Genomic DNA, 14,847 nt, shown 5'->3' with positions numbered 1-14,847 from the left:
AGTGCTTTACGGGTGTACGAGATTAAGGAGAAGACGCAGTGAATCAGGTGAAGAAGAAAGCCCTGATCACCGGAATCACCGGTCAGGACGGTTCTTACCTGACCGAGTTCCTGCTCAACAAGGGCTACGAGGTGCATGGGCTGATTCGTCGGTCTTCGTCCTTCAACACCGCCCGGATCGATCATCTGTACGTCGATCCACACGATCCGCACGCGCAACTGTTCTTGCACTACGGCGATCTCAGCGATGGCGCACGTCTGGTGACTCTGTTGAGCACCATCGAGCCGGACGAGGTGTACAACCTGGCCGCACAATCGCATGTGCGGGTCAGCTTCGACGAACCCGAACACACCGGTGACACCACTGGTATCGGTTCTGCGCGATTGCTGGAGGCGGTGCGGATCTCGAAGGTTCCGTGCCGCTTCTATCAGGCGTCCAGTTCGGAGATGTTCGGTGGCTCACCCCCTCCGCAGAACGAGCAGACAAGCTTCTATCCGCGCTCGCCGTACGGCGCAGCCAAGGTCTACTCCTACTGGATGACCCGGAATTACCGCGAGGCCTACGGGATGTTCGCCGTCAACGGCATCCTGTTCAACCACGAGTCACCGCGCCGCGGTGAGACTTTCGTGACGAGGAAGATCACCCGAGCCGCCGCGCGGATCAAAGCCGGTATCGATGAGCACCTCTATCTCGGCAACCTGGACGCGATCCGCGATTGGGGTTACGCACCGGAATACGTCGAGGGGATGTGGCGGACGCTGCAGGTCGATGAGCCCGAAGACTACGTGCTCGCCACCGGCGACCGGTACACCGTGCGCGACTTTCTCGTCGCCGCATTCGAACATGCGGGTCTGGACTGGGAACGGCACGTCCGTTTCGACGAACGCTACCTTCGTCCCACTGAAGTCGATGCGCTCGTCGGCGACGCCGCCAGGGCCGACCGGCTGCTCGGCTGGAGCCCCACGGTCCGCACGCCACAACTCGCGCAGATCATGGTGGAGGCCGACATCGCGCAGCTCGAATGCCTCGGCAAGCCGTGGATCGACACGCCGGTCTTGGCGGGGTGGGGCTGAAATTGCTAGGGAACGACAGCGTCAACACGACACACCCGCTCGACCCCGCGGCGCCGACGTACATCGCCGGCCATCGGGGAATGGTCGGGTCGGCGATTCACCGGAAGCTGCGATCGGAGGGATTTACCGATCTCATCGGCCGGTCGCACAGCGAGTTGGACCTGACCGACCGGGCGGCGACATTCGAGTTCTTCGCGAAAACGCAACCACCGGTTGTGATTTTGGCGGCTGCGCGGGTCGGTGGAATCCTGGCGAACAAGACCTACCCGGTTGACTTCATCTCCGAGAATCTGCGGATCCAGACCAACGTGATGGACGCGGCGCTCAAATACGGCACCCAGCGTCTGCTCTTTCTCGGCTCGTCATGCATCTACCCGAAGATGGCAGCACAGCCGATTACCGAGGATGCATTGCTGACCGGTTCCCTCGAGGAGACCAACGATGCCTACGCGATCGCGAAGATCGCCGGAATCGTGGCGGTCCAGGCGGTGCGGCGGCAGTACGGCTTGCCGTGGATATCGGCGATGCCGACGAATTTGTACGGGCCAGGGGACAATTTCTCCCCGACGACCTCGCACGTCCTGCCGGCCTTGATCCACCGGTACGAAGAAGCGCACGAGAAGGGCGAGTCCCAGGTGACGAACTGGGGCACCGGCACCGTGCGCCGTGAGTTCATGCACGTCGACGACATGGCGTCCGCCTGTTTACATCTGCTTCAGCAGTTCGACGGGCCGCAGCAGGTCAACGTGGGCACCGGGATAGACCATTCGATCCGAGAAACGGCGCAGATCGTCGCCGCCGCAGTGGGATACGAGGGCGAGACAGCCTGGGACACCAGCAAGCCCGACGGCACGCCCCGCAAGCTGCTGGACATCAGCACCTTGCGGGACAGCGGTTGGCAACCGTCGATTTCGCTGCATGACGGGATCGAGCAGACCCTGGCGTGGTACCGGCAGAATCGGGCGGACCTCAGACGGGTGGCACTCGCGTGAGAGCCCGACGAACTCTGGGCATACGCTCTCGACCATGACCACCGGGCCGCTGGTGCTGTCCGAACTGGGCACCGATCCCGCATCGGTGCTGCGGCTCATCGCGCAATTCGATGCGCTGGAGGAGCAGGAAGTCAACGCCGACGCCGCCGTGCGGTTTGCCGCGTTGACAGCGGGGTGCCCGGTAGGTGTCCGATGGCCCGGGGGCACCGTCGTCCGGTACGACGCGTCCGGGCACCTCGATCCGGTCGACGACAGGGCTGTGCCGACATCCGATCGCAACGAGACGGTGGTCTGGGTGGAGCGTGACGGATCCGGACATCCACTGGACGAAGTGCTGCTGGACCGGCTGCGACGGGTACTGGGTCGGGTCGCGGCGCGGACCGGCGTGAGCGGGACTCCGCACCTCGGCGACCCCGCACTGCTCGAGGTCGTGCTGTCGGCCAAGGAGCATCGCGAAGACCGGGCCCGGGCCATCCGGCTGTTGGGGCTCGACGAGACCAGGCCGACATGCGTGCTGGCGGCATCCGGGCATTCGCCCCGCGAGACGGTGCGCCTCATCACCGGCGAACTGCCCGCACCGGCCGTGCGGTCCGCCGTCATCGGCAACGCGACTGCCATTGTGTGCCAAGGGTCGTTCGACATGCGCGAGTTCTCGGACCGTCTCGAGCGCATCATCGTCGAACAGTTCCCGACAGTCGTGAACATCGGCACCGCGTCGGGACCGTGGGTCGGAATCGGGACCGTGGGCAACGCATTCAGCGCGTCGACCTCATGGCATGAAGCCGTCCGCGCGCTGCGGTTTGCCTCATCGACCGGATTCGGCAGGCGAGTGGTGGCATACGAGCGGCTGAGCTCACTGGAACTGCTGGCCGACCTGCCGATCGACCGGGTACGACGGAATCGAGATGTGGCCCGTATCAACGAGATTGCGTCAACTCCTGCCGGGGATGTCGACGTGCAGACCGCCGAGGCGTTCTTCGTCTATGGCTCGTTGCGACGGACCGCCGCTGAACTGCACGTGCACCACAGCACGGTGGCCGCCCGGTTGGAGCGCGTGGAGGCCGCGATGGGGTGGGATTTCGAGAACCCGGTGGATCGCTTTCTGGGCACGCTGGTGCTCATGGTCCGGCGGATCGCGATGTCATCGGCGGAGCTCGCCGACGCGGACCTGCTGTAAGGGTGCTCGCCCAGAACAACGCTATGGATGCTCACGCGGCACGTGAACGACCATGGCGTTGCTTTCGCGGACCGGGCTGCCAGCCCCGAGACACCAGGGCGGCGCGCGCCTGGGCGACGATGTCCTCGCCTCGGTCTTCTTTAATGACGTGGATGACGTGCCAGCCGAGCCGCTGCAGCACTCGGTTCACCCGGACATCGAGCACATACTGGTGCCGGCTGGTGAGGTGCTGCTCCCCGTCGTACTCGGCCCCGACCTTGAACTCCTCCCAGCACATGTCGATCCGACGGACGTAACGCCCGGATTCGTCGAGGATCACGAACTGCGTTGTCGGACGGGGAAGTCCGGCATCGACGAATAGCAATCGCAGCCGCGTCTCCGGCAGCGACTCGGCCCCCGCATCGGCGAGTGGCAGCGCCACCCTCAGCCGTCGCAGGCCGCGCGCACCTGCATGGCGTTTCGCGATGAGCGCGACGTCCTCGAGGTCGACGGAGCAGACGTTCATCAGAGCGTCCATTCGCTCGATAGCGCGGTCCCTGGACAGATGACGGCCGAGGTCGAAGATGGTGCGAGCGGGCGTGGTCACGCGAATGCCTGCGATGGTCATGATCTCGTCCTCGTGCAGGGTTTCCCGACGGACGATCAAGCCCCGCTGGCACCGGGCGGTTGCGATCAGCTCGACCGGAACAGTGTCGTCGACCCATTTCGCTCCGTGCATCGCGGAGGCGGCCAGCCCGGCGATCACCGCGCCGGGCGATCCGAGAGCAACGCCGACGACCCTGTCACGCAGCCGCAGCCGATGCTCGCGGGGCACGTAGACGTCGCGATAGATCGGCCGATACCGGCTGCGCAACTGGGCCCTGGTGAGGTGGCCGGCCGCCACGACCTCGCTCCCGAGGAATGGAACTCGCACATCTGTTGGACGTATGCCGACGCGATCCCGCTCCTATGCCGCTCGAAAACAACGCTATGGCTGTTCGCAGCGCCGATGGACGACCATAGCGTTGGTTTCGGCGATCCGGGTCCGGGCGGGTCGACGAGTGTCGGGAGAATCCGCGGAATCGCCCGACGCGCGTCGGCTGACGGCGGTCGCCCCGTTGGCGAAGATTGCGATGCAGCCCAAACGACACAAGGAGGCCGAAATGGCCATCATCGACCCGACCAAGACCTGGGTCCCCGTGGAAGAGCGTCTCGCCGTCACCGCCGACGAACGGCACCGTCAGGTACTCAGCGTCGTTCTCGAGCACATGAAGGCCGAGGCTGAGCCCGATATGGAACGCCTGATGGCCACCTTGGCTCCGAACCCGGACTATCACTTCTGGTACGCCAATGCCGATATGGGTCCCAAGACCACCGCGGGTGTGCGCGCCTATTACGAGGCATTCGTGGCCAGCGGCGCCAACCACCTCGTTTTCGAGATCGATCGCCTCGCCGTCGACGATGATCTGGTGATGACCGAAGGCTGGATGAAGATGATCTATCCGGGTGCGGCCGCCCAGGCGATCGGCGTCGAGGTGGACGACCCGGACGGCGACTACCTGTTGCTGTTCCGTCAGCTCATCAACTGGCCCATCGACGCCGACGGGCTGATCCTCGGCGAGGACGCTTACCAGACCGGCCCGGTCAGCGTGACCAAGTTGAGCCAGCAAGACCTGCCGCAGGCCTACGTCGACCAGAAGCGCGCCGCCCAAGCTCATGCCTGACGTTCGGAGTGACATCGCGTCGCTGCTGCTCGACCGGGTCGGCGACCAACACGTCGGCCTGCGCACCCGCGACCGGGACTGGACCTGGGATGAGGTGGTCGCCGAATCCGCCGCGCGCGGCGCGCTGGCGCAGGCGATGCGGGTGGACGGCCCGCTGCACATCGGCGTGCTCCTGGACAACGTGCCGGACTTTGTGTTCTGGCTGGGTGGGGCCGCGCTCGCCGGGGCGACCATCGTGGGGATCAACCCGACCCGCGGTGCCGCTGAGCTGGCGGCCGAAATCCGGCTTGCTGATTGCCAATTGATCGTCACCGACACCGCGGGGGCGGAGCGTCTGCGCAACCTCGACCTCGGTCTGGCGCCCGAGCGGTTCCTGGTGGTCGACGGCCCGGACTATGCGGCGCAACTCGACGCGCATCGCGTCATCCCCGCGGTCGCGCCCGGGGTCACCGACGACTCCCTGATGCTTCTGCTGTTCACCTCGGGAACGACGGGAGCCTCCAAGGCGGTCATCTGCAGCCAGGGCCGGCTGGCCCGAATCGCCTATGCGGCCGCCGAGAAGTTCGGCCACGTGCGCGACGACGTGGAGTACTGCTGCATGCCGCTGTTCCACGGCAACGCCATCATGGCGTTGTGGGCGCCGGCACTGTCGGTCGGTGCCACCGTCTGCCTGACGCCGTCGTTCTCGGCGTCCCGATTCCTGCCGGACGTCCGGTATTTCGGTGCCACTTTCTTCACCTACGTGGGCAAGGCGCTCGGTTATCTGATGGCCACCGCCGAACAACCCGACGATGCCGAGAACCCGTTGGTCCGCGGCTTCGGTACCGAGGCCTCACCCGACGACCAGAACGAGTTCCGGCGCCGGTTCGACGCCCAACTGTTCGAGGGCTATGGCTCCAGCGAAGGCGGTGGGGCAGTGGTGCTGGCCCCCGACATGCCGCCGGGCGCGCTCGGCCGCCCAGCGCACGACGGGGTGGCGATCGTCGACCCTACGTCACTGAATGACTGTGTGCCAGCGGTTTTCGATGAGCACGGCCGGGTGCTCAACCCGGACGACGCGGTCGGGGAGATTGTCGACAAGTTCGGTACCCGCACCTTCGAGGGGTACTACAAGAACGACGAGGCCAACGCCGAACGCATCCGCAACGGCTGGTATTGGACGGGTGATCTCGGCTATCTCGACCAGCAGGGGTTCATCTACTTCGCCGGTCGGCGTGGCGACTGGATCCGGGTGGACGGGGAGAACACCTCGGCGCTCAACATCGAGCGGGTCCTGCGCCGCCATCCCGAGGTGGTGGCCGCCGGTGTCTACGCGGTGCCCGATCCGCGCTCGGGTGATCAGGTGATGGCCGCGATCGAGGTATCCGATCCCACAGGCTTCGACGCGGCGGCGTTCGTGTCCTACCTGAACGACCAGGATGACCTGGGGGCCAAGGCAATTCCGCGGTTCCTGCGGGTGTCGAAGAATCTGCCGGTCACCGGCTCCAACAAGGTGCTCAAACGTGAACTGCAACAGGAACGCTGGCACACCGGCGAGGTGGTGTACCGGTGGGCGGGACGCGGAGAACCGGTGTATCGGGCCATGGGCGACGATGACAAGCAGTCGTTGGACGCCGAGTTCACGCAGCACGGGAGGCAGCGTTATCTATGAAGTGGGATGACGAGTGTGACGTCCTGGTCGCCGGATCGGGCGGTGGCGGCGTGGCCGGCGCCTACACCGCGGCCCGCGAAGGGCTGTCGGTGATCCTGGTCGAGGCCAGCGACAAATTCGGCGGCACCACAGCGTATTCCGGTGGCGGCGGGGTGTGGTTCCCGTGCAACCCCGTGCTCAGGCGGGCCGGCACCGACGACACCATCGAGGACGCGCTGGAGTACTACCACGCCGTTGTCGGCGACCGGACCCCGCGGGAACTGCAGGACACCTACGTCCGTGGCGGCGCCGGTCTGATCGAGTACCTCGAGGCTGACGACAATCTGAAGTTCGCGCCGATGCCCTGGCCCGACTACTTCGGCAAGGCGCCCAAGGCCCGGACCGACGGGCAACGCCACATCGCGGCCCGGCCGCTCAAGGTGGAGAAGGCCCCGCATCTACGCGAGCTGGTGCGCGGGCCGCTCGACGCCGACCGGCTCGGCACCGAACAGCCCGAGGACTACTTCATCGGCGGCCGGGCACTGATCGCCCGGTTCCTGAAAGCCATTGAGCAATACCCGAATACCTCGCTGCGCCGCAACACCCCGCTCGTGGAGTTGGTCGTCGAAGACGGCGCAGTAACCGGTGCGATCGTCGAATCCGACGGTGCGCGCCACGCGATCCGGGCCCGACGCGGCGTACTGCTCGCCGCGGGTGGCTTCGAAGGCAACGACGAAATGCGCCGTGAATACGGCGTGCCGGGCGTCGCCCGCGACACCATGGGGCCGCCGGCGAACCTGGGCCGAGCGCATCAGGCGGCGATGGCAGTCGGCGCCGACGTCGACCTGATGGAGCAGGCCTGGTGGTCGCCGGGCCTGACGCACCCCGACGGCCGCTCGGCGTTCGCACTGTGGTTCACCGGCGGCATCTTCGTCGACCAGAACGGGCAGCGGTTCGTCAACGAGTCCGCGGCCTACGACCGTATCGGCCGGGCCATCCTGCCGCGGCTGGCCGACGGTTCGATGACGTTGCCGTACTGGATGATCTACGACAATGATCGGGACGGCGAAGAAGGAATAGTTCCACCCGTCAAAGCCACCAACGTCTCGATGGTCGACACGCAGCAATACATCGATGCCGGGTTGTGGCACACCGCCGACACCCTCGAAGAGCTGGCCGCCAAGATCGGCGTGCCCGCCGAGAACCTGGCCGCCACCGTGGAGCGGTTCAACGACTTCGTGACCGCGGGTACGGACGCGGATTTCGGACGGGGCGACGAGGCGTACGACCGGGCCTTCTCCGGCGGGGCATCACCGCTGGTCGCGATCGAGAAGGGCCCGTTCCACGCCGCCGCGTTCGGCATCTCCGACCTGGGCACCAAAGGCGGGTTGCGTACCGATACCGCTGCGCGGGTACTCGACACCGACGGTCGAGTGATTGCCGGGCTGTACGCCGCGGGCAACACCATGGCCGCCCCGAGCGGCACCGCGTATCCGGGCGGCGGAAATCCGATCGGAACCAGCATGCTGTTCAGCCACCTGGCGGTCAAAGACATGCTAGGCAGGGGTGATGAGCGCTCGCGCGAAGAACCAAGGGGAGAAGCATGAGTGACGTAAGGGAAATCGACGCCGGAACTGCGATGACGCGGTTCGCACGCGGCTGGCATTGCATCGGGCTCGCTGAATCGTTCCGCGACGGGCAGCCACACGGCATCGAGGCCTTCGGTACGAAGCTCGTCGTGTACGCAGACTCCGCCGGTGACCTGCACGTGCTCGATTCGTACTGCAGGCACATGGGTGGCGACCTGTCGATGGGGTCGGTCAAGGACGACAACCTCGCCTGCCCGTTCCATGACTGGCGCTGGGGTGGCGACGGAAAATGCAAGCTCGTCCCGTACGCCAAACGCACGCCGCGGCTGGCCCGCACCCGCAAATGGGACACCTGTGAGGTCAACGGTCAACTGCTGCTCTGGCATGACCCGGAAGGCTCGACCCCACCGGCTGAGCTGATCCCGCCCACCATCGAGGGCTACGACGACGGCATCTGGTCACCGTGGCAATGGAATTCGATCCTGATCGAGGGATCGCACTGCCGGGAGATCGTCGACAACAACGTCGACATGGCGCACTTCTTCTACATCCACCACGCCTACCCGACGTTCTTCAAGAACGTCATCGAAGGCCACACCGCGAGCCAGTTCATGGAGTCCAAGCCGCGTCCGGACTACGCCACCAGAGAACTCTGGGATGGCACCTATCTGCGTTCGGAGGCAACGTATTTCGGCCCCGCATACATGATCAACTGGCTGCACAACGACCTCGCTCCGGATTTCACCGTCGAGATCGCGCTGATCAACTGCCATTACCCGGTGACCCACGACTCGTTCGTGCTGCAGTGGGGAGTCGCGGTCCAGCAGAATCCGGCGATGCCCGCGGAGAAGGCCGAGAAACTCGCGGCGACGATGAGTCGCAGTTTCGGAGATGGCTTCATGGAGGACGTCGAGATCTGGAAACACAAGGCCCGCATCGACAATCCGTTGCTGACCGAGGAGGACGGGCCGGTCTATCACCATCGCCGGTGGTACGAGCAGTTCTACGTGGATCTTGCCGATGTCACCCCCGACATGACCGATCGTTTCGAGCAAGAGGTCGACACCACGCACGCCAACGAGCTCTGGCACCAGGAGGTCGCCGACAACCTGGCAGCCATCGACGCGGCCAAAGTCGCCCGCTGACGCGGCGGCCCTCCAAGCCCGACCCGTAAGCTGGCCGCGATGAACACAAGGCCACCCCTGGACGTCACGACCTTGCGCGACAGGCTCGACGGGCTGTCGTGGCGGCGCGTCGACGTCGTCGAGGAGACCGGATCCACCAACGCCGATCTACTCGCGCGGGCGGCGGCAGGGGAGGACATCGCCGGCGCGGTGCTGTTCGCCGAGCATCAGAACGCCGGCCGTGGTCGCCACGGTAGGCAGTGGTCGGCACCGCCGCGCTCGCAGGTGATCGTGTCCTTCGGTGTCGACGGGTCCGCCGTGTCCCCGAACCGGTGGGGGTGGCTGCCGCTCGCCACGGGCCTGGCGATCGTCGACGCGGTCGCGGAGGTCGCCGGGACACGGGTCGGCCTGAAATGGCCCAATGACGTTCTCGTCGGACCGGGGGGCGGAAAACTGGCCGGCATCCTGGCCGAGGTGGCCTCGCCCGCCCCGGTCATCGTCGTCGGCCTCGGCCTGAATGTGACGATGACCGCCGAGGAGGCGCCTGATCCGCGCGCCACCTCACTCACCCAACTCGGCACGGCCACCACGGACCGTGCACCGCTGGCGCGGGCCTTGCTGCGTCATCTCGATGCCCGGATCACCGGCTGGCGCAACGGCGATCCCGCGCTCGCCGACGACTACCGGGCACGCAGCGTCACCATCGGCAGCCGGGTCCGCGCGATCCTGCCGGGCGACAACACCTTGGTGGGCACGGCCGTCGACGTCGACGAACTCGGGCGCCTGATCATCGACACCGGCACCGAGCAGGTCACGGTGTCGGCAGGTGACATCACACATTTGCGGCCCGACGCGCCGTAGAGTGCTGCCGTGGGCTACCCGGAGAATGTGCTGGCCAAGGACGAGCAGGTGGTCCTGCACCGGCACCCGCACTGGAAACGCCTGATCGGTCCGGTCCTCCTTCTCATCCTGGCTACCGCGGCATCGGCGTTCGTCGCTGCCGTGGTCAACACGATGGACTGGCAGGCCACCGCCAAGAACGTCCTGTTCATCGTGATCGGCGCGATCTGGCTGATCGTGGTCGGTTGGCTGACGGTCTGGCCGTTCCTGAACTGGTGGACCACGCATTTCGTCATCACCGACCGGCGAGTGATGTTCCGGCACGGACTACTGACCCGCTCCGGCATCGACATCCCGCTCGCGCGGATCAACAGCGTCGAATTCCGCCATGGGCTGACCGACCGGCTGATGCGCACCGGCACCTTGATCATCGAATCGGCATCACAGGATCCCCTGGAATTCCACGACATTCCGCGCGTGGAACAGGTGCATTCACTTCTGTACCACGAAGTCTTCGACACGCTGGGGTCCGAGGAGTCACCGAGCTGACGCGCCTTCGCGCGGCCGGGTGTGGAATTCGGTGAAACTGGCTATCTATCAGCCATGACCGCACGGGTGAACCACTTGGCGACTGCCTTCGATCACGCCATAGTGGTGATACCGGCCCACAACGAAGCCGCATCCTTGCCTCGCTGCCTGCGTGGGGTCACCGCCGCCGCGGCCTGTTGGCCGATGCCGGTGCTGACCGTCGTCGTCCTTGATTCCTGCGACGACGGCAGTGCCGAGTTGGCGGGTCAGTTCGGCCACGACGTTCACTTGGTCAGCGTCGAGGAGGGCAACGTAGGCGCGAGCCGGGCCGCCGGTTTCACCTATGCCCGCTCGCTGAGCAACCACGTCGACGACTCCCGCGCCTGGTACGCCACCACCGACGCCGACAGCCGGGTGGACCCCGACTGGCTGCTGCGCCAAACCGCGGCCGCTGCCGATATGGTGCTGGGCGTGGTGCGGGTGGCCGACTGGCGGCATCACCCAGCCGCGCTGGTCCAGCGCTACCTGCACGCGTACGAGTCCGGTACGCGGGGCGCCAACGGTCACAACCACATCCACGGCGCCAACATGGGTTTCCGTGCCGACGCGTACTGGCGGCTTGGCGGCTTCCACCCACTGACCACCGGCGAGGATGTCGAATTGGTCGAACGGTTCGAGACCGCCGGCTACCGGATACAACGGGACCCGACGCTGTCGGTCACCACCTCAGCGCGCCGGAACGGCCGGGCTCCCGGCGGCTTCGCCGGCTACCTGCGTGATTTGTCGCGGTCCGTATTTCCTTCGGCCGAACGGGATTCCGCATGACGGCGTCCTTGGTTAGGAGCTGGTTGGAGGCAGGCCGGTTGGAGTTGCCGCTGCCGGGCTCCGGTGCGACAGCGCGGCGCTGGCAGCGGCTTGCGGAGCTGACGGAGATCGACGTCGTAGCCGGGCGACTCGCAGAGGCTCACGTCGACGCAACCGCGATCCTCGACGAGCTTGGTGCGAAACCGCCTGCGCCCGGCGAGCTGTGGGCGGTGTGGGCCGCCGAAGACCCGGACGCTGTGCTCAACGCGCACACCACTGGAGAACCCGAAACGGACACGGTGAGGCTGTCGGGCACCAAACCGTGGTGCTCGGGGGCAGGGCTTTGCACACACGCGTTGGTGACGGCCCACCGCGACGACGGCCGACGTGGGCTGTACGCGGTGGTGACCGACAGCGCCGGGGTACAGCCGTTGCCCAGTATCTGGAGGAATCCCGGCATGGCGGGCAGTGACACCCGCGCAGTCCAATTCAGCGGCGCGCACGCGGTACCGGTCGGCAATCCGGGCGACTATCTGGATCGTCCCGGCTTCTGGCATGGTGCGATCGGCGTCGCGGCGTGTTGGCTCGGTGCCGCCCGCGCGGTCGCCGCACCCCTGTACAGCCGCGTCGCCCGCGGCGATGCCGACGAGCACGCGCTCGCCCACCTCGGTGCTGTCGACGCTGCGATCGCGGCCGCCGAAGCGATGCTGGCCGCGGCGGCTGCCGCGATCGACGCTGACCCGTTCGACCGGTTCGGGTCCGCCCAGTTGCTGGCGAGGAGAACCCGCGCGGTCGTCGAAACCGCTGTCGACGCGGCGATTACCCGTACTGGCCGCGCACTCGGGCCCGCGTCGCTGTGTCAGGATGCCCGACACGCACGTTGCGTCGCGGATCTGACGATCTACGTGCGGCAGAGCCACGCCGAGCGTGACCTCGCCGTGCTCGGGAGGCTGGCGGGGGAGCGTCAATGACCGCCGCCGAGTCCGCTGAACCGTGCGGCAACGCACCACGGTTCGGGTCGCGGCCGCTGAGCTGCGGCGGCACCCCCGGTCACGTCTGGACCAGCTGGGGCCGCTCCTTCGGTGAACTGGATCTGACGACGTGTCCGGCGCTGGTGGTGGTCGCACCGCATCCCGACGACGAGACCCTTGGCTTCGGGGCGACCATGGCGCTGCTGGCGGAGTGGGGTATCGATGTCCAGGTGGTGTCGGTCAGTGACGGCGGGGCCGCTCAAGGCGATCTCACCCCATTCGACAGATTCCGATTGGAACGCACCAGGAGCACCGAATTGAGAAAGGCGGCAAGGGTTCTCGGTGTAGGCGAGCCGACCAGCCTCGCATTACCCGACGGCGAACTTGCCGACCACCAGGACTCGATCACCGATCTGCTGACCGGGACACTCCAGGCTTGCCCGGCCGGCACCTGGTGTGCAACGACGTGGCGCGGCGACGGGCATCCCGATCACGAGGCCGTCGGGCGGGCCGCCGCCACGGCTGTACAGCGCACCGCGGCGGTCCTGCTCGAGTACCCGGTGTGGATGTGGCACTGGGCCGAGCCCGGAGACCCCGCGGTGCCCTGGAATCGGGCGCTTACGGTGCCATTGACGGCCTCCGCTGTGGGGCGTAAGCAGGTTGCCGCGCAATGCTTCCGCAGTCAGTTCCACCCGTCGGCACCTGGTGCGGACCCAGTGCTGCCGCCGTTCGTATTGCCTCGGCTGCTCGCGGTCGGGGAGGTGGTGTTCCGTTGACGGGTCGCCTGCCCGACTCATACTTCGACCGCATGTACGCGACCTCGGCCGACCCCTGGCAGCTGGCGACCCGCTGGTATGAGGAACGCAAGTACGCGATCACGATGTCGATGCTGCCGCAGCGGCGCTATCGGCATGCCTTCGAGCCGGGTTGCTCCATCGGCACCCTCACCGCGCTGCTCGCTGGGCGCTGCGATCACGTCACCGCAATGGATGTGGCCGGCGCCGCGCTGGAGATCGCCGACGCGCGGCTGCGTGCCGACGGTAGCCGTGCCGGGACGCGGGATCGTGTCACCCTGACGCGTGGCTCTCTCGACGATCCCTGGCCGCCAGGGCCCTTCGACCTAGTTGTGCTTTCTGAAGTGGCGTACTACCTGGACGAGGAGTTGCTGGCCGGGCTGCTCCGCCGCGAGTGTCCGCAGTTGGCCTGCAGTGCAACGGTGATAGCGGCGCACTGGCGTCACGAGGTGGCTGACTATCCGCTCAGCGGTGATGAGGCCAACCGGGTCATCGCGGCGACGCCGGGGCTCATCTCGATCGGCGGCTACCGCGACCGCGATGTGGTCATCGAAGTTTTCGACACCCACAGCGCTGCATCCGTCGCCGCGCGCAACGGTGTGCCGGGAGCTGGTTGACCCGGTGCCGTGGATCTCCGCGGAGGGTTAGATATCGCCGGGTTGGGTATCCGATGAGTGCCTGCGTGACGAAATTCGTTACTACGCTGCGTCATTCCTGTGCCGCGAACCCGCGGCCCAACCACCACTTGAGGGAGAAGCACATGAGCGCCGTCGACAAGGCAAAGAACAAGGCCGAAGAGTTGGCAGGAAAGGCCAAAGAGAAGGCCGGCCAGGCAACGGGGGACAGGGACACCGAGGCCGAGGGTCACAAGGACCAGGCCAAGGGCAACCTGAAGCAGGCCGGGGAGAAGATAAAGGACGTCTTCAAGGACTGACGCCACGACGATGTCTGGTCGTGATGTCAGGAACTCTTCGACACCGGGTCGGAATCATCGCCCAACTGACGCGCCTTGGCGCGGCGGCTCGGACGGCGTAGCGGCGTCACGGTGGCGGATTTGTGCTCGGCATGATCCTCGAACGCTTCGGCGAAGCCGCCGCCGGTAAGGGTGGATTCGAGCGCCAGGTCGGGCTTGTCGACGAATTCGTCGGGGAACACCCAGCGGCGGAACGCCCAGAATCGGAACGCCATCTGCAGCAGGTTGCCCAGGACGTAGGCGGAGATGAAGTCGGCGATGTTCTCCACGGTCAGTGAGACCTCGGGAACCCGCAGCCCCAGCACATAGCTGGAGAAGTACAGCGGCAGCATCGACAGCAGCACACCAACCGCGCTGAACGCGAAGAACAGCAGCGCCTCGTGGTGGCGTTCACGGCCACCGCGGTTCTGGAAGCTCCACTCACGATTGAGGATGTAGGACGCGATGACCGCGACCACACCGGCGATGATCTTGGCGGTCACCGGCTTGGGCTCCAGCACCGTGAGTTTGAGGGTGAAGAAGATCGCCGAATCGATGACAAACGTCGTCGCGCCGACGATCGCGAACTTGATCAGCTCGTGATGCCGCTCGGCATAAGGACGGACGAATCGCGGCAATCGAGCGATTGTCGCATCGGCGAAGGACACAG

At 66.2% G+C, this 14,847-nt stretch carries 16 protein-coding genes; 14 read left to right on the top strand and 2 right to left on the bottom strand.

Annotation, left to right across the window (positions count from 1 at the left end; all coding sequences use genetic code 11):
• Positions 1-47 precede the first annotated feature (47 nt).
• Genes gmd through ACZYZF_RS28585 form a run of 3 tightly spaced genes read left to right on the top strand, consistent with a single transcriptional unit; the run spans position 48 to position 3,242 of the window.
• Positions 48-1,073 carry a GDP-mannose 4,6-dehydratase gene (gmd, locus tag ACZYZF_RS28595; RefSeq protein WP_463745275.1) on the top strand — a complete coding sequence of 342 codons (1,026 nt, stop codon included), beginning with the start codon at positions 48-50 and terminating at the stop codon, positions 1,071-1,073.
• A gap of 2 nt (positions 1,074-1,075) precedes the next feature.
• Positions 1,076-2,065: a GDP-L-fucose synthase family protein gene (locus tag ACZYZF_RS28590; protein ID WP_463837485.1), complete on the top strand. Its 990-nt coding sequence runs from the start codon at positions 1,076-1,078 to the stop codon at positions 2,063-2,065.
• Between the two features lie 34 nt (positions 2,066-2,099).
• Entirely contained in the window at positions 2,100-3,242 is a 1,143-nt protein-coding gene (locus ACZYZF_RS28585; protein ID WP_463744667.1) for a PucR family transcriptional regulator, read from the top strand.
• Positions 3,243-3,273: 31 nt separating this feature from the next.
• On the opposite strand, the gene ACZYZF_RS28580 is transcribed toward ACZYZF_RS28585, so the two are convergent.
• Complete coding sequence (locus ACZYZF_RS28580; RefSeq protein WP_463744666.1) at positions 3,274-4,155, bottom strand: hypothetical protein; 882 nt, start codon at positions 4,153-4,155, stop codon at positions 3,274-3,276.
• A gap of 229 nt (positions 4,156-4,384) precedes the next feature.
• On the opposite strand from ACZYZF_RS28580, the gene ACZYZF_RS28575 reads away from it, so the two are divergent.
• The 11 genes from ACZYZF_RS28575 (at position 4,385) to ACZYZF_RS28525 (ending at position 14,159) form a co-directional block, all read left to right on the top strand.
• On the top strand, positions 4,385-4,945 hold the full coding sequence (locus tag ACZYZF_RS28575; RefSeq protein WP_463837484.1) for a nuclear transport factor 2 family protein: 561 nt from the start codon (positions 4,385-4,387) through the stop codon (positions 4,943-4,945).
• Positions 4,938-6,596 carry a steroid-22-oyl-CoA synthetase gene (casI, locus tag ACZYZF_RS28570; RefSeq protein ID WP_463837483.1) on the top strand — a complete coding sequence of 553 codons (1,659 nt, stop codon included), beginning with the start codon at positions 4,938-4,940 and terminating at the stop codon, positions 6,594-6,596. Before ACZYZF_RS28575 ends, casI begins: the two co-directional genes overlap by 8 nt.
• Positions 6,593-8,182 (top strand): FAD-binding protein, encoded by a 1,590-nt coding sequence (locus ACZYZF_RS28565; protein WP_463837481.1) that lies wholly within the window; start codon positions 6,593-6,595, stop codon positions 8,180-8,182. Before casI ends, ACZYZF_RS28565 begins: the two co-directional genes overlap by 4 nt.
• Positions 8,179-9,309 (top strand): Rieske 2Fe-2S domain-containing protein, encoded by a 1,131-nt coding sequence (locus tag ACZYZF_RS28560; protein ID WP_463744662.1) that lies wholly within the window; start codon positions 8,179-8,181, stop codon positions 9,307-9,309. Before ACZYZF_RS28565 ends, ACZYZF_RS28560 begins: the two co-directional genes overlap by 4 nt.
• A 39-nt stretch (positions 9,310-9,348) precedes the next feature.
• The gene (locus ACZYZF_RS28555) at positions 9,349-10,149 is read left to right on the top strand and encodes a biotin--[acetyl-CoA-carboxylase] ligase (protein ID WP_463744661.1); all 801 of its coding nucleotides are present in this window, start codon (positions 9,349-9,351) and stop codon (positions 10,147-10,149) included.
• Between the two features lie 9 nt (positions 10,150-10,158).
• Entirely contained in the window at positions 10,159-10,677 is a 519-nt protein-coding gene (locus tag ACZYZF_RS28550) for a PH domain-containing protein (RefSeq protein ID WP_463744660.1), read from the top strand.
• A gap of 54 nt (positions 10,678-10,731) precedes the next feature.
• Positions 10,732-11,481 carry a glycosyltransferase family 2 protein gene (locus tag ACZYZF_RS28545; RefSeq protein WP_463744659.1) on the top strand — a complete coding sequence of 250 codons (750 nt, stop codon included), beginning with the start codon at positions 10,732-10,734 and terminating at the stop codon, positions 11,479-11,481.
• On the top strand, positions 11,478-12,431 hold the full coding sequence (locus tag ACZYZF_RS28540) for an acyl-CoA dehydrogenase (protein ID WP_463837480.1): 954 nt from the start codon (positions 11,478-11,480) through the stop codon (positions 12,429-12,431). The genes ACZYZF_RS28545 and ACZYZF_RS28540 overlap by 4 nt, the downstream gene beginning before the upstream one ends.
• Positions 12,428-13,207: a PIG-L deacetylase family protein gene (locus tag ACZYZF_RS28535; RefSeq protein WP_463837478.1), complete on the top strand. Its 780-nt coding sequence runs from the start codon at positions 12,428-12,430 to the stop codon at positions 13,205-13,207. Before ACZYZF_RS28540 ends, ACZYZF_RS28535 begins: the two co-directional genes overlap by 4 nt.
• On the top strand, positions 13,204-13,842 hold the full coding sequence (locus ACZYZF_RS28530) for an SAM-dependent methyltransferase (RefSeq protein WP_463837477.1): 639 nt from the start codon (positions 13,204-13,206) through the stop codon (positions 13,840-13,842). Before ACZYZF_RS28535 ends, ACZYZF_RS28530 begins: the two co-directional genes overlap by 4 nt.
• Positions 13,843-13,985: 143 nt before the next feature.
• A complete protein-coding gene (locus ACZYZF_RS28525; protein ID WP_463744655.1) occupies positions 13,986-14,159 on the top strand; it encodes a CsbD family protein in 174 nt (57 codons plus the stop codon).
• 26 nt (positions 14,160-14,185) lie between these two features.
• Here ACZYZF_RS28525 and ACZYZF_RS28520 read toward each other — a convergent pair whose 3' ends face one another.
• On the bottom strand, positions 14,186-14,845 hold the full coding sequence (locus ACZYZF_RS28520) for a GtrA family protein (protein ID WP_463744654.1): 660 nt from the start codon (positions 14,843-14,845) through the stop codon (positions 14,186-14,188).
• Between the last annotated feature and the right edge of the window lie 2 nt (positions 14,846-14,847).

The sequence above is a fragment of the Mycobacterium sp. IDUB_24 genome (genome assembly GCF_055419385.1).
This window is presented reverse-complemented; position numbering and strand designations above follow the sequence as displayed.

Excerpts from the sequence above, each read along its gene's own strand:
- ACZYZF_RS28585 (WP_463744667.1), top strand. The coding sequence starts at position 2,100 with ATGACCACCGGGCCGCTGGTGCTGTCCGAACTGGGCACCGATCCCGCA.
- ACZYZF_RS28575 (WP_463837484.1), top strand. The coding sequence starts at position 4,385 with ATGGCCATCATCGACCCGACCAAGACCTGGGTCCCCGTGGAAGAGCGT.
- casI (WP_463837483.1), top strand. The coding sequence starts at position 4,938 with ATGCCTGACGTTCGGAGTGACATCGCGTCGCTGCTGCTCGACCGGGTC.
- ACZYZF_RS28565 (WP_463837481.1), top strand. The coding sequence starts at position 6,593 with ATGAAGTGGGATGACGAGTGTGACGTCCTGGTCGCCGGATCGGGCGGT.
- ACZYZF_RS28560 (WP_463744662.1), top strand. The coding sequence starts at position 8,179 with ATGAGTGACGTAAGGGAAATCGACGCCGGAACTGCGATGACGCGGTTC.
- ACZYZF_RS28555 (WP_463744661.1), top strand. The coding sequence starts at position 9,349 with ATGAACACAAGGCCACCCCTGGACGTCACGACCTTGCGCGACAGGCTC.
- ACZYZF_RS28545 (WP_463744659.1), top strand. The coding sequence starts at position 10,732 with ATGACCGCACGGGTGAACCACTTGGCGACTGCCTTCGATCACGCCATA.
- ACZYZF_RS28540 (WP_463837480.1), top strand. The coding sequence starts at position 11,478 with ATGACGGCGTCCTTGGTTAGGAGCTGGTTGGAGGCAGGCCGGTTGGAG.
- ACZYZF_RS28535 (WP_463837478.1), top strand. The coding sequence starts at position 12,428 with ATGACCGCCGCCGAGTCCGCTGAACCGTGCGGCAACGCACCACGGTTC.
- ACZYZF_RS28525 (WP_463744655.1), top strand. The coding sequence starts at position 13,986 with ATGAGCGCCGTCGACAAGGCAAAGAACAAGGCCGAAGAGTTGGCAGGA.